At 74.3% G+C, this 23836-nt stretch carries 21 protein-coding genes and 2 pseudogenes; 11 read left to right on the top strand and 12 right to left on the bottom strand.

The features are described from left to right. Positions 1 to 181: pseudogene (locus VGH76_RS08140) on the top strand (pyridoxamine 5-phosphate oxidase); the annotation flags it as partial. 21 nt (positions 182 to 202) lie between these two features. On the opposite strand, the gene VGH76_RS08135 reads toward VGH76_RS08140, so the two are convergent. From VGH76_RS08135 to VGH76_RS08125, 3 genes are all read right to left on the bottom strand, one after another. After that, the gene (locus VGH76_RS08135) at positions 203 to 1864 is read right to left on the bottom strand and encodes an acetolactate synthase large subunit (RefSeq protein WP_331556130.1); all 1662 of its coding nucleotides are present in this window, start codon (positions 1862 to 1864) and stop codon (positions 203 to 205) included. A 127-nt stretch (positions 1865 to 1991) separates the two neighbouring features. Beyond that, the gene (locus VGH76_RS08130) at positions 1992 to 4745 is read right to left on the bottom strand and encodes a cutinase family protein (protein ID WP_331556129.1); all 2754 of its coding nucleotides are present in this window, start codon (positions 4743 to 4745) and stop codon (positions 1992 to 1994) included. 144 nt (positions 4746 to 4889) lie between these two features. Further along, positions 4890 to 7025 carry a prolyl oligopeptidase family serine peptidase gene (locus VGH76_RS08125; RefSeq protein ID WP_331556127.1) on the bottom strand — a complete coding sequence of 712 codons (2136 nt, stop codon included), beginning with the start codon at positions 7023 to 7025 and terminating at the stop codon, positions 4890 to 4892. A gap of 91 nt (positions 7026 to 7116) precedes the next feature. Between VGH76_RS08125 and VGH76_RS08120 the strand changes: the two genes are divergently transcribed. The 3 genes from VGH76_RS08120 (at position 7117) to VGH76_RS08110 (ending at position 9548) form a co-directional block, all read left to right on the top strand. Next, positions 7117 to 8016 carry a LysR family transcriptional regulator gene (locus tag VGH76_RS08120; RefSeq protein WP_331556126.1) on the top strand — a complete coding sequence of 300 codons (900 nt, stop codon included), beginning with the start codon at positions 7117 to 7119 and terminating at the stop codon, positions 8014 to 8016. Between the two features lie 132 nt (positions 8017 to 8148). Further along, entirely contained in the window at positions 8149 to 8499 is a 351-nt protein-coding gene (locus VGH76_RS08115) for a DUF3817 domain-containing protein (RefSeq protein WP_331556125.1), read from the top strand. A 14-nt stretch (positions 8500 to 8513) separates the two neighbouring features. Next, the gene (locus VGH76_RS08110; RefSeq protein ID WP_331556124.1) at positions 8514 to 9548 is read left to right on the top strand and encodes a tryptophan--tRNA ligase; all 1035 of its coding nucleotides are present in this window, start codon (positions 8514 to 8516) and stop codon (positions 9546 to 9548) included. Positions 9549 to 9599: 51 nt separating this feature from the next. Here VGH76_RS08110 and VGH76_RS08105 read toward each other — a convergent pair whose 3' ends face one another. Both VGH76_RS08105 and VGH76_RS08100 read right to left on the bottom strand, forming a co-directional pair. After that, the gene (locus tag VGH76_RS08105; protein WP_331556123.1) at positions 9600 to 9887 is read right to left on the bottom strand and encodes a hypothetical protein; all 288 of its coding nucleotides are present in this window, start codon (positions 9885 to 9887) and stop codon (positions 9600 to 9602) included. Between the two features lie 227 nt (positions 9888 to 10114). Then, a complete protein-coding gene (locus VGH76_RS08100) occupies positions 10115 to 10582 on the bottom strand; it encodes an HIT family protein (protein ID WP_331556122.1) in 468 nt (155 codons plus the stop codon). Positions 10583 to 10618: 36 nt separating this feature from the next. Here VGH76_RS08100 and VGH76_RS08095 point away from each other — a divergent pair, with 36 nt between their 5' ends. The 3 genes from VGH76_RS08095 (at position 10619) to VGH76_RS08085 (ending at position 14804) form a co-directional block, all read left to right on the top strand. Then, positions 10619 to 11344: a type 1 glutamine amidotransferase gene (locus VGH76_RS08095; RefSeq protein ID WP_331556121.1), complete on the top strand. Its 726-nt coding sequence runs from the start codon at positions 10619 to 10621 to the stop codon at positions 11342 to 11344. Then, complete coding sequence (locus VGH76_RS08090) at positions 11341 to 12249, top strand: TIGR03854 family LLM class F420-dependent oxidoreductase (protein WP_331556120.1); 909 nt, start codon at positions 11341 to 11343, stop codon at positions 12247 to 12249. The genes VGH76_RS08095 and VGH76_RS08090 overlap by 4 nt, the downstream gene beginning before the upstream one ends. Positions 12250 to 12620: 371 nt before the next feature. Then, complete coding sequence (locus tag VGH76_RS08085) at positions 12621 to 14804, top strand: ArnT family glycosyltransferase (RefSeq protein WP_331556119.1); 2184 nt, start codon at positions 12621 to 12623, stop codon at positions 14802 to 14804. A gap of 4 nt (positions 14805 to 14808) precedes the next feature. Here VGH76_RS08085 and VGH76_RS08080 read toward each other — a convergent pair whose 3' ends face one another. The 6 genes and pseudogenes from VGH76_RS08080 to VGH76_RS08055 all read right to left on the bottom strand — a co-directional run bounded on the left by VGH76_RS08080 (position 14809) and on the right by VGH76_RS08055 (position 17002). Then, positions 14809 to 15240, bottom strand: coding sequence for a pyridoxamine 5'-phosphate oxidase family protein (locus VGH76_RS08080; protein ID WP_331556118.1), 432 nt, complete (start codon positions 15238 to 15240; stop codon positions 14809 to 14811). A 10-nt stretch (positions 15241 to 15250) separates the two neighbouring features. Then, positions 15251 to 15559: a hypothetical protein gene (locus VGH76_RS08075; protein WP_331556116.1), complete on the bottom strand. Its 309-nt coding sequence runs from the start codon at positions 15557 to 15559 to the stop codon at positions 15251 to 15253. Continuing rightward, complete coding sequence (locus VGH76_RS08070; RefSeq protein ID WP_331556115.1) at positions 15493 to 16077, bottom strand: SDR family NAD(P)-dependent oxidoreductase; 585 nt, start codon at positions 16075 to 16077, stop codon at positions 15493 to 15495. Before VGH76_RS08070 ends, VGH76_RS08075 begins: the two co-directional genes overlap by 67 nt. 20 nt (positions 16078 to 16097) lie before the next feature. Next, positions 16098 to 16247: a spore photoproduct lyase family protein gene (locus VGH76_RS08065; protein ID WP_331556114.1), complete on the bottom strand. Its 150-nt coding sequence runs from the start codon at positions 16245 to 16247 to the stop codon at positions 16098 to 16100. Between the two features lie 121 nt (positions 16248 to 16368). Beyond that, positions 16369 to 16734: pseudogene (locus tag VGH76_RS27945) on the bottom strand (spore photoproduct lyase family protein); the annotation flags it as partial. A gap of 28 nt (positions 16735 to 16762) precedes the next feature. Next, the gene (locus VGH76_RS08055) at positions 16763 to 17002 is read right to left on the bottom strand and encodes a hypothetical protein (RefSeq protein ID WP_331556112.1); all 240 of its coding nucleotides are present in this window, start codon (positions 17000 to 17002) and stop codon (positions 16763 to 16765) included. Here VGH76_RS08055 and VGH76_RS08050 point away from each other — a divergent pair. From VGH76_RS08050 to VGH76_RS08035, 4 genes are all read left to right on the top strand, one after another. Further along, positions 16965 to 18590, top strand: a complete 1626-nt coding sequence (locus VGH76_RS08050) for a hypothetical protein (protein WP_331556111.1) — start codon at positions 16965 to 16967, stop codon at positions 18588 to 18590. The two genes, VGH76_RS08055 and VGH76_RS08050, sit on opposite strands and share 38 nt — an antisense overlap. A gap of 388 nt (positions 18591 to 18978) precedes the next feature. Beyond that, positions 18979 to 20190: a type III PLP-dependent enzyme gene (locus tag VGH76_RS08045; protein WP_414637691.1), complete on the top strand. Its 1212-nt coding sequence runs from the start codon at positions 18979 to 18981 to the stop codon at positions 20188 to 20190. Then, the gene (gene speD / locus VGH76_RS08040; protein WP_331556109.1) at positions 20187 to 21449 is read left to right on the top strand and encodes an adenosylmethionine decarboxylase; all 1263 of its coding nucleotides are present in this window, start codon (positions 20187 to 20189) and stop codon (positions 21447 to 21449) included. Before VGH76_RS08045 ends, speD begins: the two co-directional genes overlap by 4 nt. Before the next feature lie 404 nt (positions 21450 to 21853). Then, on the top strand, positions 21854 to 23107 hold the full coding sequence (locus VGH76_RS08035) for an IS110 family transposase (protein ID WP_331556108.1): 1254 nt from the start codon (positions 21854 to 21856) through the stop codon (positions 23105 to 23107). Between the two features lie 209 nt (positions 23108 to 23316). On the opposite strand, the gene VGH76_RS27940 is transcribed toward VGH76_RS08035, so the two are convergent. After that, a complete protein-coding gene (locus VGH76_RS27940) occupies positions 23317 to 23835 on the bottom strand; it encodes a DUF3558 domain-containing protein (RefSeq protein WP_414637690.1) in 519 nt (172 codons plus the stop codon). Between the last annotated feature and the right edge of the window lies 1 nt (position 23836).

Below are 23836 nucleotides of genomic sequence, written 5' to 3'. Positions count from 1 at the left end.
CGAGGCGCGGGTGTCCGGGCGGGTGCGGGAGGCCGCCTACCCGGGCGAGGGCCCGGACGGGAGCTACTTCTCCGTCGACGTCACCGAGCTGGTGCTCACCGAGATCGCGCCGTCGGCCGACAAGCTGGTGATCACGTGGTGGCGCCCCGGCGAGCAGGTCCGCCGCGTGGAGCGGACCTGACCCGCGCGGGGCGCGTCCCGGCTAGTGCGCGATGAGCTGCCCGAGGCGCCGGGTCAGCTTGACGTTCTCCCGGTAGTCGACCGGCACGACGATCACCGACGGGCGGTCGCGCTGGTCGAATGCCTCCTTGAGCGCGGGGCGCAGCTCGTCGGCGCTCGTGAGCCGGCGTGCGTGGCACCCGAGGCCCTCGGAGACCTTCACGAGGTCGGGGGAGGGGAAGTCGGTGCCGAAGTGGCGGCCGAACTCGACCTCCTGCTTCCAGGAGATCAGGCCGTAGCCGTTGTCCTCCCACACCAGGTTGACCGGCGCGACGCCGAGGCGCACGGCCGTCGCGAGCTCGGGGCCGTTCATGAGGAACCCACCGTCGCCCGAGATCGCGCACACCCGCAGGTCGGGGTGCACCAGCGACGCCGAGACCCCGCCGGGCACGGCGATCCCCATCGAGCAGAAGCCGTTGGAGATGATGCAGCTGTTCGGGGTGTAGGTCGGGTAGTGCCGCGCGACCCACATCTTGTGGGCCCCGACGTCGGAGATCAGGATGTCCTCGTCGCCCATCTCGGCGCGCAGGTCGGCCAGGATGCGCTGCGGCTTCATCGGGAAGTCACCGGTCTCCGCCTCGGCGGCCGCCCCACCCTCGTTGATCTCCTCGGTGAGGTGCGTGCGGGCCCGGGCGTGGGCGTCGATGTCGGCGAAGTGGTGCTCGTCGGTCAGGCCCTCGTTGATCGCCCAGAGCGCGGCCGCGATGTCGCCGACGATCTCGACATTCGGGCGGTAGGCACCGTCGACCTCGGCCGGGTCGAAGTCGATGTGCAGCAGCCGCTTGCTGCGCCCGATGTTCCACCGCGCGGGCGGCCACTCGACCATGTCGTACCCGACGGCGATGACGAGGTCGGCGGCCTCGAACACCTCGGTCACGTAGTCGCGCGACCCGAGCCCGACGGCGTAGAGGCTGCGCTCGTGCCGGTCGGACAGCGCGCCCTTCCCCATGAAGGTCATGCCGGCGTAGATGCCGGTCTGGTCGACGAAGGACTGGAGCTGACGGCTCACCCGGGTGCGGACGCAGCCCTGGCCGACGAGCAGGACGGGGCGCTCGGAGCGGGCGATGAGGTCGAGCGCGGCCTGCACCGACTTGTCGTCGGGCACCGGCCGACGCACCTTCTCGGGCGGCACGATCGGGGCGCTCTCCACCTCGTGCTTCGCGATGTCCTCGGGCAGCTCGACGTGCGTGGCGCCCGGCTTCTCGGCCGCCGCGAGCTTGAACGCCTTGCGGATGACCTCGGGGATCGTGGTCTCGTCGCGCAGCGAGGTCGTCCACTTGGTGATCGGCGTGAACATCTCGACGACGTTCATCGCCTGGTGCGACTCCTTGTGCAGCCGCGTCGTGGCGCCCTGGCCGGTGATCGCGACCACCGGCGAGTTGTCCATGTTGGCGTTCGCGACACCCGTCACGAGGTTGGCGGCGCCGGGGCCGAGCGTGGACAGGCACACCCCCGGGTGGCCCGAGAGCCGGCCGTAGACGTCGGCCATGAACGCCGCACCCGCCTCGTGGTGCGTCGGCACGAAGCGGACCTTCGAGTCGCGCATCGACATGAGGAGATCCGCATTCTCCTCACCGGGGACCCCGAACACGTACTCGACGCCCTCGGCCTCCAGGCAACGGACGAACAGATCGCTGGCCCTCACGGTCACGCTCCCCACTGATCGCTGACGCCTCAGCCTGTACCCGGTCGGGCCCCTGCGTTATCCCCGGTGGGGAGAGATCGCTCACCCGGCGGAAGCGGCCGGCGCGGCACCCCGGTACGTCACGTCGCTAGGCGAGGTTCGACGTCGTGCGCTGCGGGATCGTGCCCGCGATGCTCGAGGTGATCGGGCCGAGGTCGCCGATGCGCGCCGGCAGCGGGGTGCCACGGGTGCAGGTGCCCATCCAGCAGCCGGAGACGATCGACGGGTAGGCGGCCGGGGTGTCGGACTTCGTGTGGTCACCGGACTCGACGGTGAAGCCCTGCCGCTGCGCCGTCACGCACTGGCCCGAGGCACCCCACTCGTTGTTCTGCACGGCGAAGCGCCCGCCGTCGACGTCGGTGGACCCGAACTTGTCGCACAGCTTCTGCGTGCCGCCGGCCGTCGCCCTGCTCCCCGCCGTGGCCGCGGCCGGCTGCGCGGTCGTGCCCGTACCCGTCGAGGCCGAGGCCGGCTGCGCCGTCGTCCCGGTGCCGGTGCCGGTGTCGGCCACGGCGCTCGCCGACGCCGTGGTCCCCGACCCGTTCGCGGCGCCCGCCAGCACGGACACCGAGTCCAGGGTCTTGCCGACCTTGAGGTCGTTGACGAAGAGGGTGCTGTCCTGCTTGATCGACTCGTCGCGGTAGATGCCGGTCTTGAGGTAGGCGCTGCCCTGCACGTTCGGCTCGGGCGTCCTGAAGGCGCTGAGCGTCTGCTGCCCGTTGCACCAGGCGTCGACCGCCCCGCCGAAGGTCACCCCGAGCTGGAAGGAGAACGCGCCGCCGTCGGTGACCGGGCAGAAGTCCTTCTGGTTGCGGCCGTTGTTCGCCAGGCGCAGCTGCCCCTTCCCGACCTCCACCGAGAGCGGCGGGCTCCCCGTCCCCGGCTGCTTGAACTGCATGATCACCTGCCAGGTGTCGGTGTTCGTCGGGAAGCCCTTGTCGAAGAACCCGGAGTAGCCGATGAAGGCCTTCTGGCCCTCCCGGAACTCGGGGACGTCCGGCTCGGCCTCGGTGCGCTTGCCGCCCCCGGGCATCTCGAACTTCACCGCCTCGCGGCCCGGCACGTTCGGCGACGCCGCGGCACTCGGGTCGGTCGCGTTCTGGTTGTTCCACGGCGTCGACTTGAACCCCTCGAGGCCCTCGACCAACGACCACGCGGCGCCCGTCGCCGAGCTCGTGGTGCCGCCCTTCGCCGTCGTGGTGCTCGTCGTCGTCCCGGACCCCTTCTGGCCGGTCTTCTCCTTGCCGCGCTCGCGGGAGGAGGTGGTCGTGGTCGGCTCCTCCGCGCCGGAGCCGGACGACGCCCGGGTCGACGCGGGGGCGGACGAACCCGACCCCGAGCCGCCACCGCCCGTCCCCGTGCCGTAACCGCGGTCGCCTGTGCCCGCGGACGGCGCCGACCCGGTGGGCGACGGCTCGACGGTGGACGAACCGGACGTCCCGGTGTCCCCCGACCCGGTGCTCGAGGTCCCGCCCGAACCCTGACCGGAGGTCACCGATCCCGAGGAACCGGACGCCCCGGTTGTCGCCGAGCCGCCGCCAGTCGTGCCCTGGTCGTAGGAGCCCTCGCCCGAGCCGCTGCTCCCCCCGGTCGCCTCGGGCGTCGTTGTCACGGCCGCCGCGCCGCCGGTCGACGTGTCCGAGCCCGATCGCGACCCGGCACCCGGCGTCGTGCTCACCGGCCCGGACTGTGGCGCCGTGCCCGCGCTCGCCGGACCGGACGTCGTGGGGATGGCGGCGACGACCTTGCCGAGCGACGACGCGGCCCACTGCGGCGCCGTGGTGCCCGCGGCGACGGGTAGCTGCTGGTAGGAGCCGTGCACCGGAGAGGCGAGGGCCTGCTCGAGCGACGGGGACGCGGCGTTCGCCGGGCTGTCGCAGACCGGGTCGCCCGGGGCGCAGACCTCGATGGTGCGCGCGTCGAGCGAACCGAAGCCGACCGCCCGCGGGGGCAGGGCACCCTGCCCGGTCGTGCCGTCCGGAACGGCGCGGGTGCGGGGGCTGCGTGCCGGGTCCCCGAAGAGGCCGACGGCCTGCACCAGCTTCGCGGGGATGCGCGGCTCGAGGCCAGTGCCGACGCGGGAGGCGAGGTCACCGGCCACCTGCGCGCCCTGCGAGTAGCCGAACAGCATGAGCGAGCCCGTGGGGCAGCCGTCGACGTGCTCGCCCACCGCGGTCGCGAGGGAGCCGACCGCCTCGGACTCGGCCGAGGCGAACGACCCGCCCGTCGGCGGCGCCGGGACGGTGACGACCGAGACCTTCTCGCCGAACTGCCGGGCGAGCGGGTCGGTGACGCCCTTGAGCACGTCCGACGAGCCGCCCTGCCCGTCGACGGCGTAGACGGTGACGGGGCGGCAGGAGTCGGGGAGGGCCTGCGCCGAGGACAGCGTGGCCACCCCGGTCCCGACCGCACCCACGAGCACCGCGACGGCGACGAGCCCGGCGACCACGAGCGACGAGACCGGGCGGCGCGGCCTCGGCGGCGCGGGCGAGACCCACGCGGCGACGGGCGGCGTGGTGGGCCACGACGACGCGGGCGGCGCGACGTGCACCGTCGTGCGATCGAGCGCGGTGGCGGGTTCCGGCGTCACGACCACCCGCGGGAGGGGCGCCGTCGCGGGCGCCTCGAGCAGGGTGACGGCGCCGTGGGGACTCACCGCCACGAGCGTCACCGCGGCGCCGTCGACGACCTCGACCCGCAGGTCGCGGCCCGAGCGGGCCGCGTGCCGACGCGCCGCGGCCAGGCCGACCTCCGTCGCCGAGCTGTGCGGTGGGATCGGGAGCGCACGCCCGTCGGCGAGCACGCCGGGACCCGCCGGACCGTGCGTCAGCTCCAATCGCACGTGCGGCGCCGTACCCGCGCCGTCTGGCCGCTCCGCACCCACCTGGGTCCTCCACCGGTCATCCACCCCGAACCGCCGACCAGGGTCGGCGGTCGACGACGCGCGTGGGTGCGGTTTGGAGAAACCCGCGGCACGGGATTCCGCTCAGCCCACCCCGAGGGACTCCTCGAGGAACGCGACCTGCAGGCGCAGCAGGTTCTCGGCCACCACTTCCTGCGGCGTCATGTGCGTGACCCCGGAGAGCGGGAGCACCTGGTGGGGCCGCCCGGCCGCGAGCAGCGCCGAGGACAGGCGCAGGGTGTGGGCGGCCACGACGTTGTCGTCGGCGAGCCCGTGCACGAGCATCAGCGGGCGCATCGGCGCCTCGCGGGTCGCCGGCCGCTCGGCGTCGGCGACGATCGAGGACCGGGCGTAGGCGTCCGGCCACGACGACGGCGTCCCGAGGTAGCGCTCGGTGTAGTGGGTGTCGTAGAGGGCCCAGTCGGTCACCGGGGCGCCCGCCACCGCGGCGTGCACCGCGTCCGGGCGCCGCAGCACCGCCAGCGCCGCGAGGTAGCCCCCGAACGACCAGCCGCGGATCGCCACGCGGGTGAGGTCGAGGTCCTCCACCTCGGCCGCGGCGGCGGCCAGCGCGTCGAGCTGGTCCTCGAGCACCGGCTCGGCCAGGTCGCCGTGCACCGCCCGCTCGAAGGCCGGCCCCCGTCCCGGCGTCCCGCGCCCGTCGGCGACCACCACCGCGAACCCCTGGTCGGCGAACCACTGGCTCGTGAGGAACGCCCCGCGCGCGTCGACGACCCGCTGCGCGTGCGGCCCGCCGTAGGGGTCGAGCAGCACCGGGAGGGGCACCGAGCCCGGGATGTGGTGGCGCGGCAGCAGGACGGCCGTCGCGAGCCCCCGCTCCCCCGCCGCGAAGCGGTGCACCCGAGGCTCGAGGCGAGGCGACTCGGCGAAGGACCGCAGCGTCGTCGAGGTCCCGGGCCCGGTCACCGTCGTGACGGTCCCGTCGTGGTCGAGCGAGGCCTGCGCGACGACGAGGACCCCGCCCGCCAGCCGTCCCGACGCCACGCCCCGCTCCGCGCTCACCGGGCTCACCCCGGCCTCGGGCGACCAGACGTGCAGCACGGTCGAGGTCGGCGCGCCCACCCGCGACGCGCTGAACAGCACCGTGTCCCCCTCGACGGCGGCCACGCCCCGGACCTGCAGCTCCGGGCCTGTCACCGCCTCGCCGTCGACGACGAGGCGGCGGGCGTCGTCGGCGTCCGCGCACCAGACGAGCGCGCCGCCGTCGAGGTGGGCGGGGATGCCGGGCACGAGGTCGACCCAGGCGTCGTCGACGTCGGAGCGCACCTCGGTGGCGGTTCCCGACGCCGGGTCCACCGCGCGCAGCGTCACGCGCTTCTGGTCGCGCGGCTCGGTCGTCACGAGCAGGCCGTGCTCTCCCCATTCGACCGCGGCCAGGTACTCGTCGCCGCCGAGGTCGATGTCGGTGCGCGTCCCGTCGAGGCGCAGGACGTGCAGCGTCACCGTCGCGTTGGTGGTGCCGGCGGCGGGGTAGGCGACCGGGGTCGGTTCGCGCTCCGGGTTGGCCGGGTCGGCGATGTACCAGCGGGGCACGGCGGCGTCGTCGACCCGCGCGACCGCCACCGACCCGCCGTCGGGAGCCCACCAGAACCCGCGGTAGCGGTTCATCTCCTCGGCGGCCACGAAGTCGGCGAGCCCCCATGAGACGTGCTCGCCGTCCGGGGTGACGAGCGTCGTCGTCTCCTCCGACGCGAGGGTGCACACGTGCAGCGCGCCCCGGCGCACGAAGGCGACGCGGGTGCCCGACGGGTCGAGGCGCGGGTCGACGACGGGGCCCTCGACGGGCAGGGCGGCCGGCACCGACCCGGGGGTGAGCCCGACGGTGAACGCGCGCCCGGAGAGCACGAAGGCGGCGGTGGCGACGGCGCGGTCGGTCGCGTAGTCGACGACGCCGCCGGACTGCTCCCGCACCCGTTCCCGACGCGCCTTCTCCTCGGGCGGGAGGTCCTCCTCGCCCGGGACGTCGAGGACCAGCGGGTCGACGAGCAGGTGCTCCTCGCCGGTGGCGACGTCGAGCACCCACAGGCAGGTCACCGGGTCGTCGCCGCCGCGGCTGCGCAGGAACACCACGCGGGCCCCGTCCGGGGAGACGGTGACCCCGCGGGGGGCGCCGAGGGTGAACCGCCGGGTCGCGGCCTGGCGGCGGGGGAACGAGTCGGTGCCCGGTGTCTCGGGGATCAGGCGGTCGTCGGCGGTCACGGCCCGCCATCCTGCCCGCCGCGGAGGGCCGGCGCGTGGGTGGCGGGTCCAGAAGCCCGCCAGCTGGTCGTGCCGGGCGCGAGAAGCGGTGATGATGCTCGACGTGCAGCTCCACCAGCTCGAGTACCTGGTCGCGGTCGTCGACGAGGGCGGCTTCACGCGGGCCGCGGACCGGCTGCGGGTCGCCCAGCCCGGGGTGAGCGCGCAGGTCCGCAAACTGGAGCGCGAGCTGGGGCACACGCTGCTCGACCGGTCAGGGCACCAGGTGCGGCCGACGCCGGTGGGGGTCGAGGTGGTGGCCGCGGCGCGGGCCGCGTTGGACGCCGTCGCCGGGGTGCGGCGGGTGGTGGAGGACCTCGACGGGCTGCTCCGCGGGTCGGTGCGCGCCGGGATGGTGGGGTCGGGACCCTTCCTGGACGTGCCCGGCGTCGTCGCCGAGTTCTCGGCCGCGCACCCGGCGGTGGAGTGCTCGCTGGTGGAGCAGGGGTCGGGTGCGCTGGTCGAGGGGCTGCGCTCGGGTCGGCTGGACGTGGCGCTGGTCGGGGCGGCAGGGCCGCTGCCCGCGGACCTCGAGGGGCGGACGGTCAGCGAGCAGCCGCTGGTCGTCGCGGTGCCGCCGGACCATCGCTTCGCTGGGGTGGCGTCGGCGGGTCCGGCCGACCTCGCGGGCCGCGACCTCGTCCTGCCGGTCGAGGGAAACGCACTGCGCGAGGCGGTGGAGCTCGCGTGCGCGTCGGTCTCGCCCGGACCGCGGGTGACCTGCAGTGCGAGCGACCCGACGGTGCTGGCCCGGATGGCGGCGCGGGGACTCGGGATGGCGGTGCTGCCGTCGTCGGTGTCGGCGCTGCGGACCGAGGAGCTGGTGACGGTGCCGTTCGAGGCCCCGGGGGTGAGGTCGCGGCTGGTGCTCGCCTGGCCGCGGGGGGAGGCGAGCCCCGCGGCGGCTGCGCTGCGGGCGGCGCTGCTCGAGGCGGTGCCGGAGCAGGCGTGAGTGACCGGCGCCGTACTGACGTCAGATGACAGGATCGCGCCGTTACTGGCATCGGAGATCCGTCGTGACCTGCGCGACCTCCGGCCCGCCGTCACACCGCGCTGACGGCCGTCTACGGCACAGTGATCGACCGTGACGACCTCGACCACCCGCCGCCGCCTCGACCCGGTCCTGCTGGCCCGCGCGTTCCGCACCGTCGCGATCGCCGAGGCCTGCTCCTGGACGGGGCTGCTGATCGGGATGGTGTTCAAGTACCTCGTGGTGTTCGACGACGTCGGTGTGAAGGTCTTCGGGCCGATCCACGGGGTGCTGTTCATCGCCTACGTGGTGATCACCCTCGCCACGGCCCGCACGTTCCGCTGGCGCGTCGGCACCACCGTCGTCGGCCTGCTCGCGAGCATCCCGCCGCTCACCACGCTGTGGTTCGAGCACTCGGCACACCGGCGTGGCCTGATCGACGGGGAGCGCGCCCGGCAGGGATAGGGTCGAGGATCGTGGTGAGCACGGAGAACGCCCCGGTCACGGGCACGAAGACCTCGCTGACCGGTGTGAAGCCGACGGGCGAGCCCCACCTGGGGAACCTCATCGGCGCCATCGAGCCCGCGATCGCGATGGCCGGCGAGCACGAGTCGCTCTACTTCATCGCCGACTACCACGCGCTGACCACCGCGCGGGACCCCGAGCTGCTCCACCAGTGGACGCGCTCGGTGGCCGCGACCTGGCTCGCCGCGGGGCTCGACCCGCAGCGGACGGTGTTCTACAAGCAGTCCGACGTGCCCGAGACCTTCGAGCTGACGTGGATCCTGTCCTGCGTCACCGGCAAGGGCCTGATGAACCGCGCCCACGCCTACAAGGCCGCCCGGGACGCCAACGTCGCGGCCGGGGAGGACCCCGACGCCGGCATCAACATGGGGACCTACAACTACCCGATCCTCATGGCCGTCGACATCCTGATCATGGAGGCGGACCTCGTCCCCGTCGGGCGTGACCAGGCCCAGCACGTGGAGATCGCGGCCGACATCGCCGGGAGCTTCAACCATCTCTACGGCGCGGGCTACCGATTCACCATCCCCGAGGCGGTGATCCCGGCGGAGACGACGGGGCACACGCTGCCGGGGCTCGACGGCCGCAAGATGTCGAAGTCCTACGACAACTACATCCCGCTGTTCCTGCCCGCGTCCAAGCTGCGCAAGCTCGTGCGGCGGATCCCGACCGACTCCACCCCCGTCGAGGCCCCCAAGGACCCCGACTCGTCGGCGGTCTTCCAGATCCTCGCCCAGTTCGCGCCCGACGACGTCGTCGCGGACACCCGCCGTCGGCTCGAGGCCGGCGGGGTCGGCTGGGGCGACCTGAAGAACCAGCTCGCCGACGTCCTCGAGGAGCGGCTGGCGCCGATGCGCGAGCGCTACGAGGTCCTCATGGAGCCGGGCAGCGAGCTCGACGAGGTCCTCGCCCGCGGCGGAGAGATCGCCCGCGAGCGGGCCCGGCGGGTGCTGGGCTCGGTGCGTCAGGCCGTCGGCGTCGACTCATAGGTGCGCTGCGCGCTCGTGCGCACTGATCCGCCCTATGACACGGATCAGTGCTCACGAGCCGAAGGCACCCACCTGGTGGAAGCCCGAGTCGACGTCGCGCGGACGCTGCGCCGGCGCGTCGTCGAGCAGGATGCCGGGGGTATCCGGAACGCGCGGCACCTCGGCCAGCCACATCGCGAGCACGCCGTCGGCGAGCCCGCCGCGCCCGCAGCCCTGGTCGCTGAGGTCTCCGTCGACCACCGAACCCCGGCGCAGCAGCGCACCGAGCCCGAGGGCCGCCAGCACCGAGACGACGCACCACGCCCCGACGAGAACGGCGACCCATCCCAGGACCGTCATGCCCACCTCCGTCGTCGGCGTCGTGTTCGTCGCGGACGGTGATCGCTCGACCATCTTCGCCGCCCGTCCGCGCATCGTGACTATCTCAGCACGAGCCGTGAGGATGGGCCGGATCCACCTGATCGGACGTACAACCTGAGACCGCTGAGCGCGTCGCACCGGCCGCTCGCCCCCGAACGGCGCCCGGCACCACCCCAAGAGCACCCCTACATCCTGGTGCGAACGCTCTAGTCCGACGGCGCCTCGGCGTCACCCGCGAGCCGCTCCGCGATGCGCTGAGCGACCGAGTCCGCCTCGTCCGTGTCGCGGTAGGGGTGACGGGGGCCGAGGAAGAAGCGCAGCCCGTCCTTGGGTCGGCGGGGGATGACGTGCAGGTGCAGGTGCGGCACGGACTGGCTCACCACGTTGTTGATCATGACGAGGGAGCCGGGCGCGTCCATCGCGGACTCCACCGCCCGCTCGAGCCGCTGCGCGAGCGCGAAGAACCCGGGCACCCGCTCGGGCGGGAGCTCGGCCAGCGTCGTCACGTGGACCCGCGGGACGAGCAGCACGTGGCCGTGGAACACCGGCTTGGCGTCCAGGAAAGCGACCGTGTCGTCGTCGGTGTGCACGAGGTGGGCCGGGGCATCTTCTCGGGCGAGCGGAGCGACGGGGGAAGTCTCCGCGACGATGGCGCAGAACGCACAGGGCTTCACCGGACGAAGTCCACCATCCTGGGCGTTGTGCGTGACATGGACTCCCCGACGATGCTGGTGATCGGCCACGAGGTGACGCCCGAGGTGGTGCTCGTGCAGGCCGGGACGCTCGGAACCTGGGCGGCGCGGCATGGGATCGAGCTCGTCCCCGGCGTGGCGGGCGGCGACCTCCCCGACCCGACCGGGTTCGACGCGATCGCCGTGCTCGGCTCCGCCGAGGGCGCATGGGACGACGCGGTGCCCTGGCTCGCCGCCGAGATCGCCTATCTGGAGCGGGCGATCGCCGTCGAGGTGCCGGTCCTGGGGATCTGTTTCGGTGGCCAGCTGCTCGCCCGGGTGCTCGGCGGCACCGCGCACCGCGCCGACGGCCGGCACGAGAACGGCTGGCGGACCATCACCACCGACGTCCCCGATGTGATCGCCGAGGGCCCCTGGATGGAGTTCCACTTCGACTCGTTCACCGCGCCGCCCACTTCCGAGGTCCTCGCCCGCTCGGCCCGCTGCGACCAGGCCTTCCGGCAGGACTGCCACCTCGGGGTCCAGTTCCACCCCGAGATCACGCCCGCGGAGTTCGAGACCTGGGTCTCGCGCTGGACCGGCACGTCGATCGAGGCCCGCTTCGACGAGCTGGGCATCTCCACCGAGGGGCTGCGCGCCGAGACCGCCGAGCGGACCGAGGCCTCCCGGGTCGCGTCCTGGCGGCTCTTCGACGACTTCGGCCGCCGCAGCGGGCTCCTGCGCCGGGAAGCGGGCGCGGCATGACCGACCTCAAGGTCCGGCTCGGCCTCGGGGCCGGGCTCGCCCTCGCCGATCCCCTCGAGGACACCCGTGCCCTGGTCGACGGGTGCGAGCGCCGCGGCATCGACTCGCTCTGGTTCCCCGACCGGATCGCCTCCGACGCCGTCGAACCCCTCACGGCCCTCGGCTGGGCCGCGGGCCGCACCCAGCACCTCAAGCTCGGCACCGGCGTCGTCGTGCTGCCCGGTCGCAACCCCGCCGTCGTCGCCCACCAGCTCGCGTCGCTGGCCGCGCTCGCCCCGCGGCGCATCCTCCCGTCCTTCGGGCTGCAGCCCGCCACGCGCTCCGAGCGCACCGCCTACCCGGTGCCCGGCCCGCGCGCCGCGGTGTTCGAGGAGGCCCTCGTCGTCGTCCGGCGGCTGCTCACCGAGGAGGTCGTCACCCACCACGGCCGCTTCTTCACCCTCGATGCCGCCTCGGTCGGCCCCCGCCCGGCCAAGCCGCTCGACCTCTGGCTCGGCGGGCTCGTGCCCGCCGCCCTCGAGCGGGTGGGGCGCCTCGCCGACGGCTGGCTCGCCTCGTTCGTCACCCCGGCCGAGGCCACCGGGGCCCGCACGGTGATCGCCGACGCCGCCGACGCCGCCGGCCGCGAGGTGGAGGAGGACCACTACGGCACGAACCTGCTGGTCCTGCCGCCGGAGGCAACCGAGGACGACGTCGAGCAGGCGTTCGCGACGACGGCCCGGCGGCGTCCGGAGGTCGACCCCGCCGCGCTGATCGCGCGGGACTGGGCGGAGGCGCGGCGGCTCGTCGGCGAGTTCGTCGAGGGCGGGATCACGAAGTTCGTGGTGCGGCCCGCCGCCGCCCCGCCGCGCTGGGAGGACTTCCTGGACGCCTTCGTCGCGGAGCTCGGCCCGCTGGAGACGTAGGCGCGCCGGGAAGCCTCAGAGCTGCCCCGCGGCTGGATCAGCTGTAGGCGTACACCTCGGAGGTGTTCCCCACCCGGGCGAGGGCTTCCGGCATATATCGGTGACGGCCTGGGCCACCTCGTGGCACGGTTCAGCCCTACATCGTCGTGGCGGGGCTGGCGGCCTTCGGTCCCCGCGGAACGTTCGGTCTGATGGTCGTGATGATCGCGATCGCAGCGTCGATCATCCTGTTCGGCGGGATGAAGACCGCCAGGGACCGGCGGACCGACCTCGCCCGCTGAGCCGGTCCACGAGCGACCCTGCCCCGACGCACAGGCGGCCCACAGTCCCGGCAAACCCGGTGATCACCCCGGCTGCGCACCCTCGGCGTCATGAGCCTGCTGACCGGTCGGCGACCCACGCCCCCGACCCCCGACCCGCCGACCGCGCCCGTGTCGCGCCCGGCGCCGGACGACCGCGGGCGACCGCCGCACTGGTACGTGCCCGCGCTCGGGGTGCTGCTGGCCGGGACGGCGGTGCTCTACCTGGTCGACCTCTCGGCCTCGGGCTGGGGCAACGCCTTCTACGCGGCCGCCGCGCAGGCCAGTGGGCAGAGCTGGAAGGCCTGGTTATTCGGCGCGTCCGATGCGCCCGCCTCGATCATGGTGGACAAGCCGCCGGCCTCGCTGTGGGTGATGGGCCTCTCGGTGCGGCTGTTCGGGCTCTCGTCGTGGTCGGTGCTGGCGCCGCAGGCGCTCCTGGGCGTCGGGACGGTGGGCCTGTTCACCGGTGCGGTGCGGCGCTGGTCCGGGCCGGTCGCGGGGCTGCTCGCGGGCGCGGCGCTGGCGGTCACGCCGGTCGCCGTCCTGATGTTCCGGTTCGACAACCCCGACGCGCTGCTGTGCCTGCTGCTCGTCGCCGGCGCCTACGCGATGGTGCGCTCGGTCGACGCCGCCTCGACGCGGGCCTCGACGTGGTGGCTGGTGCTCGCGGCCGCGCTGGTCGGCACCGGGTTCCTGACGAAGTCGCTGCAGGCCTTCCTCGTGCTGCCGGCGTTCCTGACGCTGCACCTGGTCGCCGGGCCGGGCACGTGGCGGCGGCGCCTGCTCGCGCTGCTGCCCGCGACCGGCTCGCTACTCGTCTCGGCCGGCTGGTGGGTCGCGGTCGTGCAGCTGTGGCCGGCGTCGTCGCGGCCCTACGTCGGGGGCTCGCAGACCGACAACGTCCTCGAGCTGGCGTTCGGCTACAACGGTGCCGGGCGGCTGACCGGCGACGAGACCGGCCAGCTCGCCGGCGGGGGCGGCGGTGGCTTCGGTGGCGCCCCGGGAGGTGTCGGCGGCGGGCCCGGCGCGGGGTTCGCCGGCGGTCCCCCGCCCGGCGGGGGCGGCGGCGTGGGCGGTGCCACGTCCACGGACTCCTGGTCGGCGCTGTTCACCGGCTCGATGGCGAACCAGGTCTCGTGGCTCCTCCCGGCCGCCCTGGTGCTCGCGGTGGCGCTGCTCGTCCTCGTGGGCCGGGCGGTGCGCACCGACAGGCGGCGCGCCGGGGTGCTGCTCTGGGGCGGGTCGCTCCTGGTGACCGGTGGGGTCTTCAGCCTCGCGGCCGGGATCATCCACCCCTACTACTCGATCGCCCTCGCCCCGTGGGTCGCGGCGCTGGCCGCCGTCGGGGTGGTCGAGCTGTGGCGGGCCCGGTGGGTCGGCTGGCCGCGGTGGGTGCTGGCGGTCGCCGTGGCGGTGACGGCGCTGTGGTCGTGGTGGCTGCTGCGCGAGACGCCCGAGTTCGTGCCCTGGCTGCGCGCCGTCGTGCTCGTCACGGGCCTCGTGGCCGCGGTCGGCCTCGTCGTCGCCGGGCCGGTGCGGGCCGGGATGCGGCGGGTGGTGACGGCGGCGGTGCTCGCGACGTCGCTCGTCGCGGCCTTCGGCGGGTCGGCGGCCTACGCCGTGCAGACCGCGAGCACGGCCCACACCGAGATCATCCCGACGGCGGGTCCCTCGTCCGGGTTCGGCGGGCTCGGCGGCGGGCACGGCCACCGGGGCGGGTTCGGCGGGCCGGGTCAGGGGGCCCCGGGTCAGGGCGGTCCGGGTGGCCAGGGCGGTCAGCGCGGCACGGGCCAGGGCACGACCGGTGTGGCCCCGGCCGGTGGCAAGGGTGGCGCCACCGGCTCCCCCGGTGGCGCGCGCGGCGGCCCGGGCGGGGCGATGGCGCTGCTGCAGGCCTCGAACCCGTCGGCGGAGCTGGCGGCGTTCCTGCAGGCCGGCGCGGCGGGCCACACGTGGGTCGCGGCGACGGCCGGCTCGATGGCCGCGGCGGGCTACCAGCTCGCCAGCGGGGCACCCGTGATGCCGCTCGGCGGCTTCAACGGGACCGACCCCTCCCCGACGCTCGCGCAGTTCCAGGCGCTCGTCGCCTCCGACCAGGTCCACTACTTCGTGGGCGAGGGCCTCTCCGAGGTCCCCGACACCGGCGGGAGCGACGACACCGTGCAGATCACGGCGTGGGTGAAGCAGCACTTCGCCGCGACCACGGTCGGCGGGACCACGGTCTACGACCTGACCCACCCGAGGTCGTCGTGAGGGGTCACCGACTCCCGAGGACCCGGGTCAGCGCGATCTCGATGACCACCCGCTCCGGGTTCGGCCGGGGCGTGCGGTAGCGGGCCGCGTAGCGGGCCTCGGCGTCGGCGACCGACTCGCGGTCCTCCCGCACGACCGCGATCCCCTCCAGCGTCGACCACCGGCCCCGGTCGACCTGGCTGACCGCGACCCGCGCCCCGCCGTCGGGCGAGCCCTCGGCCCGGCGGACGTTGGCGACCTTCTGGCTCCCGCGCCGGGTGATGACGCGGGCGGTCGCCGTGTCGAGGTCGAGGGTCACCCCGACCGCCACCACGTGCGGGCTGCCGTCACGGCGCAGCGTTGTCAGAGTCGCGAGGTGGTACTCGCGCCAGAACTCGGCGAACTCCTCGCTGCGGGCTTGCAGGTCCTCTGCGGTGACGGCCACGGGGACGATCATCGCAGCCGGATCAGGTGAACCAGTCCATGGCCGTGTTGAGCGCCGGCAGCAGCAGCGTGCGCGGGGCGAGCCGCCCACCGGCGGCACTGAGCTGGTTGACCAGGCCGGGCACGACGCTGCGGTGGCCGGCGGCCATGGCGGCGACCCCGGCCTCGGCGACGTCGGCGGCCCCCCCGACGACGAGGTCGGGCGCGGTGTCGAAGGCGTCGGTGCCGGCGGCGTCGGCGAACCCGGTCCGCGTGAGGCCGGGGCTCAGCGTGGTGAGGCTGACCCCGGTGCCGTGCAGCTCGGCGTGCACCGCCTCCGAGAAGGACTGCACGAACGCCTTGCTCGCCGCGTAGCTCGCCACCCGGGCAGCGGCTGGAACGCGGTGATCGACGAGACGTTGAGGATGGCGCCGGGCCGTCGGCTCGCCCGGGCCCGGTGCACGAGCGCGCCGACCGCGGCCACCGAGAGGTCGTGCAGCGCGAGCACGTTGAGCCGCACGAGGCCGTCGAGCTTCGCGCGGCCCTCGTCGTCGGCGAGGTCAGCGACCCGTCCCGTCACGCCGTAGCCCGCGGCGTTGACCACGCCGAGCACGCGCTCGTCGTCGAGCACCAGCCGGCGCACCGTGTCGCGGCCCTCGTCGCTGCCCAGGTCGGCGGCGTGCACCTCGGCCGTGAGCCCGGAGAGCCCGCGCAGCTCGGCGGCGAGCTCGCGGAGGGCCTCCTCGCGGCGCGCCACGAGCTGGGTGGGGTAGCCGCGCCCGGCGAGGGCCCGGGCGATGGCGGCGCCGATCCCGGAGGAGGCGCCGGTGACGAGGACGTGGGCGTCAGGCCCGGGGGGCGGCAGCGGCATGGGCCGTCTGTACCCCGACGTCACGTCCAGTAGAGCAGGCCCGCGTCCGGGAGCAGGTCGTCGATCAGCCCGGTGACGTGGCCGCGCAGCGCGCCCATGACGTCGTCGGGGTAGACGTGCTTCACCGACCCGAAGCGGCCCCGCTTGGTGCGACGCTGCTCGGGGTCCATCTCGAGGCGGGTCGAACGTCGTCCCCTCGTGAGCGCGGGCCTCGTTGGTCGAGGTGACGTTGCCGTGCCCGACGTAGCCGTCGAGGTTCGCGAGGATCCGGTCCAGGTCGGCGTAGACCCGGGTGATCGGCGGCCCCGTCAGGTAGCAGTACTGGCAGTGCGCCGGGCACCCGCGCGCGAGGTCGACCCGCCAGTCCGCGCTCGGCGGGATCGGGTCGAGCTTGCGGGCGGAGTCCGGGCTCACGACGACGGCGAGGGTCGCCTTGGCCCGCGCGTAGGTCTCGCGCTCGGTCTCGCCGCGCGCGCCGGTGATGCGGTCGCCCGTGAGCAGCTCGATGTCGGTGGCGCCGAGCGCCTCGCAGCGCCGGACGACCTCGGCGGCGTGCGGGTGCTCCTGTGCTGAGCGGGTCACGCGGACGTGGCGGGGGACCCAGGGCCGGTGGAGACGGGCCTCGCGGCCCGACGCGGATCGTGCCGGGGCGGCCATCGGGGCGGATACCCGACGACGGCCGGCCTCACCACGTCCAGAGCCGTGACCACCATCCCCCGGTGCCTGACGTCCCCGCGAACGACTGGCTGGACGTGTCGGAGTAGTCGACCTTCTTCCCGTCCGAGGACTGCGCGGTGTAGGTCGTCTTCGAGCCGCCGTCGGAGCTCGTGACGCTCTTGCGGGTCACCTTGTTGCCGTCGCCGTCGGAGGTCGTCGTCTCCCGGACGGTGGACCCGTCCGAGCCCTTCGAGGTCGTCGACTTCACCGAGGACGTCGACTTCTTCGAGCCGGACGAGGAGGACGTCGACCCCGACGACTTCGAGGACGAGGACTTCGAGGACGAGGACTTCGTCGACGGCGCCTTCGACGACGCTGACTTCGAGGGCGCCGAGGACTTCGAGCCCGCCGCCGTGCTGCCGTCAGCCGACCTGCCGCCCGCCGCCGAGGACTCCGGTGTGGCCTCCGCGCCCGTCGAGCCCGTCGCGGGGGCCGAGTCCTCTGCCACGGTCGGGTCCTTCGCCCCGGCAGAGTCCTTCGACGTCGACGTGTCCTTCGACGCTGACCGGTCCGCCGCGTCGGTGTCGTCCGTCGACTCCCGCGTGGTCGTGACCTCCACCGCGGAGGCGTCCGCCGAGCGCCTCGTGACCTGTGTCGTCCGCGAGCGGTCCGACGGGTCGGTCCGCGTCGAGCGCGTCGTGACCGCGCCCGTCGAGGGGTCGACCGCCCGGGCGCGGGTGCTCACGACACCGGTCGACGGATCGGTCTCGGTCGAGGAGTTGCCGTCCGGGGACGTCGTGACCCGCGGCGCGGCCGACCCGGTCGGGACGGCCCCGCTGGCCGTCGTGATGGAGTCCGACGACCCGGAGGGCGCGTCGGTCGACGGCGGGCCGAGGGTCGGGATCGGCCAGCCGTCGGGCTGCGCTCCCGACCCCGTCCTCCCCTTGTTGCCCGGAGCCAGGGGCGAGTCCTTCCCGCCGGTGCCCGGCGCGAGGGTCGACCCAGTGCCGGTCGCGGTCGCCTCGCCGGGCAGGTCCGCCGACGACGGCGACGCCGAGGACGACGGCGGGTCGGAGCTGCTCGGGCCGAGCATCGGGATCGGCCAGCCCTCGGGGGCGACGGCGGGCACCGCGACGTCGGGGGTTCGGGACTCACCGGCGCCGTCGTGCTGGTTCGCCGCCCCCCGGCCGGGTTCGCCCTTCTTCGACGTGTCGGCCTTCGACCCGCCGACCGTCGGCACCTCGGCCTTCGGGAGGTCCACCTTCGGCGCCTCGGCCTTCGGGGCCTCCTTCGCGGGCGAGTGGGCCTTCTTCGGGGCGTCGACCTTCTTCGGGGCGTCGACCTTCGGCGCGTGGGCCGTCGGCGCGGTCCCGCCCGCCCCACCCCGCTCGGCACGCCCCCGGTCCGGCAGGACCCCGCCGAGCACCTGGCCCGGCAGGTCCTGGACTCGCGGCGGCGCGGCCACCGTCGGCGGGGCCGGGCTCGAGGCCCGGCCCCCCGGCGGCACGATGGGGACGAGGGGCGACTCGGTCTCGGCACGCTCGGCGGACGGAGCGGGCGCGGGCGACGACGGGCCGCCGGGCACGACCGGGGCCAGCGCCGGCTCCCACCCCGACGGGGTGCTCGACGCCGGGGCCGGGGCACTGCCGAGGGGCCGGGCACCGGGCAGCGGAATGGGCGTCAGCGGCGGGGCGAGGGCGTCGTCGGAGCTCGCCGCATCCGGGCCGCCCGACGCCGCCCCGGGCGCCGGAGCCGCCGAGCCGCCCGGGGGCGCCGGAGCCGCCGTCCCCAGGTCGGCGCCGGGCGGCGGTGAGCCGGAGCCTCTCGTCCCGGAACCGCCGGTCGCCGGGCCGTAGCCCGGGACGGCGCCGTAGCCCGGAGTGGTGCCGGCGTCCGACGTCGCGGCCGGGGTGTCGCTCCCGAGCGCGCGTGAGGTACCCGCCGTCCCCGCGGCCTCGCCCGGCCCGGCGGGCGCGACGACGGTGCGGCCGACGCCGAGCGCTGCCGCGAGGATCGCCACCGCGAACAGTCCGGTGACCGCCGCGCTCCGGGCCGACCAGCGCGGCCACCTCCGTCGACGACGGTCAGTCCCCCATCCGTTCAGGGAGCCCGAAGGCATACCTGTCCCACTCTCTCCCCGATCCGCCTCCCCCGTCCCATTTGGGCCGAGAGATCCAGAGGCTACGCGTCCGATACGTCTCAGGTCAGCCGTTTCGTGCATCCCGGGAGACCACACCGGGCACGATGGGAGCCGTGGGTGCACAGCGGGCCGCGCCGCCACACGGACGTGTCGCCGAACCGCCCGCCGACTCCGACGATCGGGTGACGGCCACTCCCCGACTGGAGCTGGATCTCCCCGCGGTCGCCCGCGCATTCCGCGCGTTCCGTGAGGCCCTGCCCGAGGCCGAGGTCGCCTACGCCGTCAAGGCGAATCCGCATCCCGAGGTGCTCGCGCTGCTTGCCGGCCTCGGCGCGAGCGTCGACCTCGCGAGCGTCGGGGAGCTCGACGCCTGCCTGCTCGCGGGCATCGCCCCCGCGCGGATGAGCTGGGGCAACCCCGTCAAGAAGCCCGCCGACGTCCGGGCCGCGGTGGCCGCGGGCGTGACCCGCTTCACCACCGATGCCACCGACGATGTCGACCTCCTCGCCCGCCTCGCCCCCGGCGCCGCCGTGACCGTCCGCCTCGGCGTCGACGACGACGGCTCGGCCACCCCCTTCGCCGGCAAGTTCGGGGTGACCCCCGACGGGGCCGCGGCCCTGCTTGCCCGGGCCCGCGCCGCCGGCCTGCACCCGCACGGCCTCGGTTTCCACCCCGGGTCGCAGCAGACCGACCCGGATGCCTGGCGTCGGGGGATCGCCGCCGCCACCCGGGCGGTCGAGCGCTTCGGCGCCCCGGTCGCCGAGCTGAACGTCGGGGGCGGGTTCCCGACGCGCCACGGTGCCGGCCCGGTCCCCGACCTCACGGCCTGCGCCGACGCGATCCGCGGCGCCCTGGCCGCCCACGCCGCGGTGCCCGGCGTCGGGACCTGGCGCCCGCACCTGGTCGCGGAACCGGGACGAGTCCTCGTCGCCGACGCGGGCGTGCTCGTCGCGGAGGTCGTGCTCGTGACCGAGCGCGCGGGCCGCCGGTGGGTCTACCTCGACGTCGGGCGCTACCAGGGCCTCGCCGAGACCGAGGGCGAGATGATCGTGTACCGGCTGCGCACGCCCGGGCACCCGCCGGGCGCTGCGCGCGGCCCCGTCGTCCTCGCCGGTCCGACCTGCGACGGCGACGACGTCCTCTACCGCCACGCCGACGTCCGGCTCCCCCTCGACCTGGCCCCCGGCGACGTCGTCGAGTTCCTCGGCGCGGGTGCCTACACCGCCAGCTATGCCTCGGTCGGCTTCAACGGCCTCCCGCCGCTGCCGACCGTCATCCACCCCGCCCCCGACCACGCGCCCCGGGAGACCGGTTGACGACCTCCGCACCCTGCCCCTCCCCCACGACCGCCGCCTCCTTCGCGGGGCGCCACGTGCTCGCCGAGCTCCGCGGCGTCCCGGCCGCGCTCCTCGCCGACGACGCCGCCGTCGCCTGCGCGCTGCGCACTGCGCTGGACGACTGCGGGGCGACCACCCTCGACGTCGTCACCCGGCGGTTCGAACCGCAGGGCACGACGGTGCTCGCGCTGCTCGCCGAGTCGCACGCCTCGGTGCACGCCTACCCCGAGGCCGGCGCGGCGTTCGTGGACGTCTTCACCTGCGGGGAGCACGCCGACCCGGAGCGGATCGTCGAGGTGCTCGGGCGTGAGGTCGGGGCGGTCGAGGTCAGGGCGCAGATCGTGGCGCGCGGGGCGGGGCTGGCTCCCGACGTCGTCGGGCAGCGCGAGGTCGACGAGCCGCTCGCGGCCGGGATGCGGCGCCGCTGGCGGATCGACGAGGTGCTCTGGCGCGGCCGGACCGCGTGGCAGGACATGATCGTCGCCCGCACCGCGCAGGGGATCTCGCTGTTCTGCGACGGCGAGCGGCAGTCCACCGAGGCCACCCAGCTGACCTACCACGAGGCCCTCGCCGTCCCGCCGCTGCTGCTCGCGGACTCGGTATCGCGGGTGCTCGTGGTGGGGTCGAGCGAGGGTGTCGTGTCCCAGCTCGCGGTCGCCGCCGGAGCAGAGCACGTGGACCACGTCGACATCGACGCCGAGTGCGTCCGCCGCTGCGCCGAGCTGCTGCCCTACGGCTACTCGCCGGCGGAGCTCGAGGCGGCCGAGTTCGGCTCCGGCCCGGTTCAGGTGCACTACGCCGACGGCTGGCAGTTCCTCGCGGACGCAGCAGCCCGTGGCGACCGCTACGACGTCGTGATCGTCGACCTGCCCGACGAGCCCGTCGAGGTCGACGACCCCGCCCAGCACGCGCGGCTCTACGGCACACCCTTCCTGCAGCGCTGTGCGTCGGTCCTCGCGCCGGGCGGGGCGGTGTGCTCCCAGGCCGGGTGTCCGACGATGTGGCGGAACGACACGTTGGCGCGGATGGTCGGACGGTTCTCCGAGGTGTTCCCGACGGTGCTGCCGTACTGCTCGGACGAGCACGAGTGGGCCTACCTCACCGGCCGGCTGGACCCCGTGGACGACCCGATCGCGCTGGCGACGTCGCGGCTCTCGCGGTTCCCGTCGCTGACGTCGATCGACGGGCCGGCGCTGCTCCGTGGCTCGATCCTGCCGTTCGCGCTTCGCGCTCGGTGATCACCCGGCACTTGGAGGGCTCGCGACATCGGTCCGACCCCTCCAGGTGCCCGCTCGGCGAGGCTGATCGGCGACTGACGAGCGAGTACGCCACGAGAGGTCCCGCCATACACTCCGTCCGACGCCACCCACGCCGACCGCTGGCCTAATGGGGGCTACCGGGGCTTCCGTGGAAGGCTCGGTGCCGGTAGCGGCCGGTGGGTCAGCACTCGCCTGGCCCGAGTGGTGATCAGCTCTAGCCTCAGATCGTGCGCCCACCGGTCGTGAGCGGACCTTGAACCGCTGATGGGATGCCGTGCCCCGTCTCGCCGTGTGCGGTGCGGTGAGCACTTGACCATTAGGTCGCGGCTGGTCTGCTCCACGCTGCCGAACGTTGCCGGCACGGGTTGTTCGGAGGGGCTGTGATGCTGTTCGTCGGAGATGACTGGGCCGAAGATCACCACGACATCGAGGTCCTCGACGAGGCGGGCCGCCGGCTGGCGCGGGCGAAGCTGCCCGAGGGCGCGGTCGGGATGGCCCGACTGCACGAGTTGATCGCCGAACATCTCGATGATGACGCCCGCGATCCTGCGACCGGGCTGCTCGCCGCGGGGCAGGTGATCGTGGGGATCGAGACCGACCGTGGCCCGTGGGTGGTCGCGCTGGTCGCCGCGGGCTACGAGGTGTTCGCGATCAATCCGATGTCGGCGGCTCGGTATCGCGAGCGGCACTCGACCTCGGGGGCGAAGTCCGATCCCGGGGACGCGCACGTGCTCGCCGAGATCGTGCGGCTCGACCGGGATCATCACCGCCCGGTGGCCGGGGACAGCGATCTGGTCGAGGGCATGAAGTTGACCGCTCGCTCGCACCAGTCGCTGATCTGGGACCGGACCCGCCAGCTGCAGCGGCTGCGCCAGGTGCTGCGCGAGTACTTCCCGGCGATGCTTGACGCGGTGGCCGCCGGTGGGCTCGAACTCGTCGACGCCGACGCCCTCGAGCTGCTCCAACGTGCCGGAACCCCCGAGCGAGCCCGGCAGCTGTCCCGCAGCAAGATCATGGCGGTCCTGGCCCGCGGGCGGCGCCGCAACTGGGAGGCCAAGGCCGAGGCGATCCAGGCCGCGCTACGCGCCCCCGCCCTGGCCCAGCCCGCCGCGATCGAGACCGCCTACGCCGCGATCGCAGCCACCCAGGTCCAGCTGATCACCACGCTGAACACCCAGATCCCCACCCTCGGGCAGGTGGTGGAACAGGGTTTTTCCCAGCACCCGAACGCTGAGATCTACCTCAGCCAGCCGGGTCTCGGGGTCGTGCTGGGCGCCCGAGTGCTCGGCGAGTTCGGCGACGACCCCCTCCGCTACCGCGACGGCAGGGCCCGCCGCAACTACGCCGGCACCTCCCCGATCACCCGCGCCTCCGGGCGCAAGCTCGTGGTGCTGGCCCGCTACGCCCGCAATCGTCGTCTCGGTGACGCGGTCCACCAGTGGGCGTTCTGCGCCCTGAGCGCCTCCCCGGGCGCCCGCGCCTACTACGACCAACTCCGCGCCCGCAAGGTCGGCCACCACGCCGCGCTGCGCCAGCTCGGCAACCGCCTCATCGGCATCCTGCACGGCTGCCTCAAGACCCGCACCGCCTATGACGAGACCACCGCCTGGGCCCATCGGACACCGACCGCAGCTTGACACCCAAGACCATGGGATGTCTGAGGCCACTCGGCGCCGTCGCCGGCTCGACTCCTTATGACCTTGATCGACTCTTCGGGAGCGACACGCGCAAGATTCGATGCGACTCGCGCACGAAGTTCAGATCTTCATCCGAGACGGCGGCGAGATGGGCCCAGCCCGGTCGTCGCGTGAGAAACCCTGACCACCGGTCGGGGCTTCTGCTGGACTCAACGCTGGGGCGGGAGCTTGCGGATCACGAGCGCCGTGGCCTGCTCCGCGAACTCGCACGCATCATTCCCTGGCCCAGGTTCACCCACACCGAACCAAGTCGCTTCGAGAGCCTGGTGCGGGCCGAGACCCGTCGTCACGGTGCACGTGTTGAACTCACCGTGCCCGCTCTTCTGGCGTGCAGCGGGCATCCCCTCGACGGTTGTTGGTGAGAGCACTCCACGCCACGTCCTGTAAGTATCGGCGAGGAGGTCTCGCTTGGGGTCGACGTACAACGCGAGCTCTTGCGACTCCGAGCGCCAGTCGCACTCCTGCACATCAACTGTTGTGCGCTGGCGTCCCTGGGTTCCCAGCCCGAGCCGGGCTACCTCGCTAGGCGAGAGCAGGGCACACGGAGTATCCGCGAAAGCTGAGCCGTCGCGCGGGTTAGCCACGACGGGCGCGCCGTGCTGGGGCGAGGTCGGTACGGGACCGGACGGAGGGTTCGACTTGGCGCTGCAGGCACCGAGAAGAACCATC

The sequence above is a fragment of the Actinomycetospora sp. genome (assembly GCF_036497585.1).
Taxonomy (GTDB): Bacteria; Actinomycetota; Actinomycetes; order Mycobacteriales; family Pseudonocardiaceae; genus Actinomycetospora.
This window is presented reverse-complemented; position numbering and strand designations above follow the sequence as displayed.

What these genes read in the sequence shown, in the direction of transcription:
- VGH76_RS08105 (WP_331556123.1), bottom strand. Translation starts at nt 9,887, where the DNA reads ATGACGGTCCTGGGATGGGTCGCCGTTCTCGTCGGGGCGTGGTGCGTC.
- VGH76_RS08080 (WP_331556118.1), bottom strand. Translation starts at nt 15,240, where the DNA reads ATGATCGTCCCCGTGGCCGTCACCGCAGAGGACCTGCAAGCCCGCAGC.
- VGH76_RS27940 (WP_414637690.1), bottom strand. Translation starts at nt 23,835, where the DNA reads ATGGTTCTTCTCGGTGCCTGCAGCGCCAAGTCGAACCCTCCGTCCGGT.
- VGH76_RS08035 (WP_331556108.1), top strand. Translation starts at nt 21,854, where the DNA reads ATGCTGTTCGTCGGAGATGACTGGGCCGAAGATCACCACGACATCGAG.
- VGH76_RS08070 (WP_331556115.1), bottom strand. Translation starts at nt 16,077, where the DNA reads ATGCCGCTGCCGCCCCCCGGGCCTGACGCCCACGTCCTCGTCACCGGC.
- VGH76_RS08090 (WP_331556120.1), top strand. Translation starts at nt 11,341, where the DNA reads ATGACCGACCTCAAGGTCCGGCTCGGCCTCGGGGCCGGGCTCGCCCTC.
- VGH76_RS08095 (WP_331556121.1), top strand. Translation starts at nt 10,619, where the DNA reads ATGGACTCCCCGACGATGCTGGTGATCGGCCACGAGGTGACGCCCGAG.
- VGH76_RS08120 (WP_331556126.1), top strand. Translation starts at nt 7,117, where the DNA reads ATGATGCTCGACGTGCAGCTCCACCAGCTCGAGTACCTGGTCGCGGTC.
- VGH76_RS08065 (WP_331556114.1), bottom strand. Translation starts at nt 16,247, where the DNA reads ATGGACCCCGAGCAGCGTCGCACCAAGCGGGGCCGCTTCGGGTCGGTG.
- VGH76_RS08085 (WP_331556119.1), top strand. Translation starts at nt 12,621, where the DNA reads ATGAGCCTGCTGACCGGTCGGCGACCCACGCCCCCGACCCCCGACCCG.
- VGH76_RS08045 (WP_414637691.1), top strand. Translation starts at nt 18,979, where the DNA reads ATGGGAGCCGTGGGTGCACAGCGGGCCGCGCCGCCACACGGACGTGTC.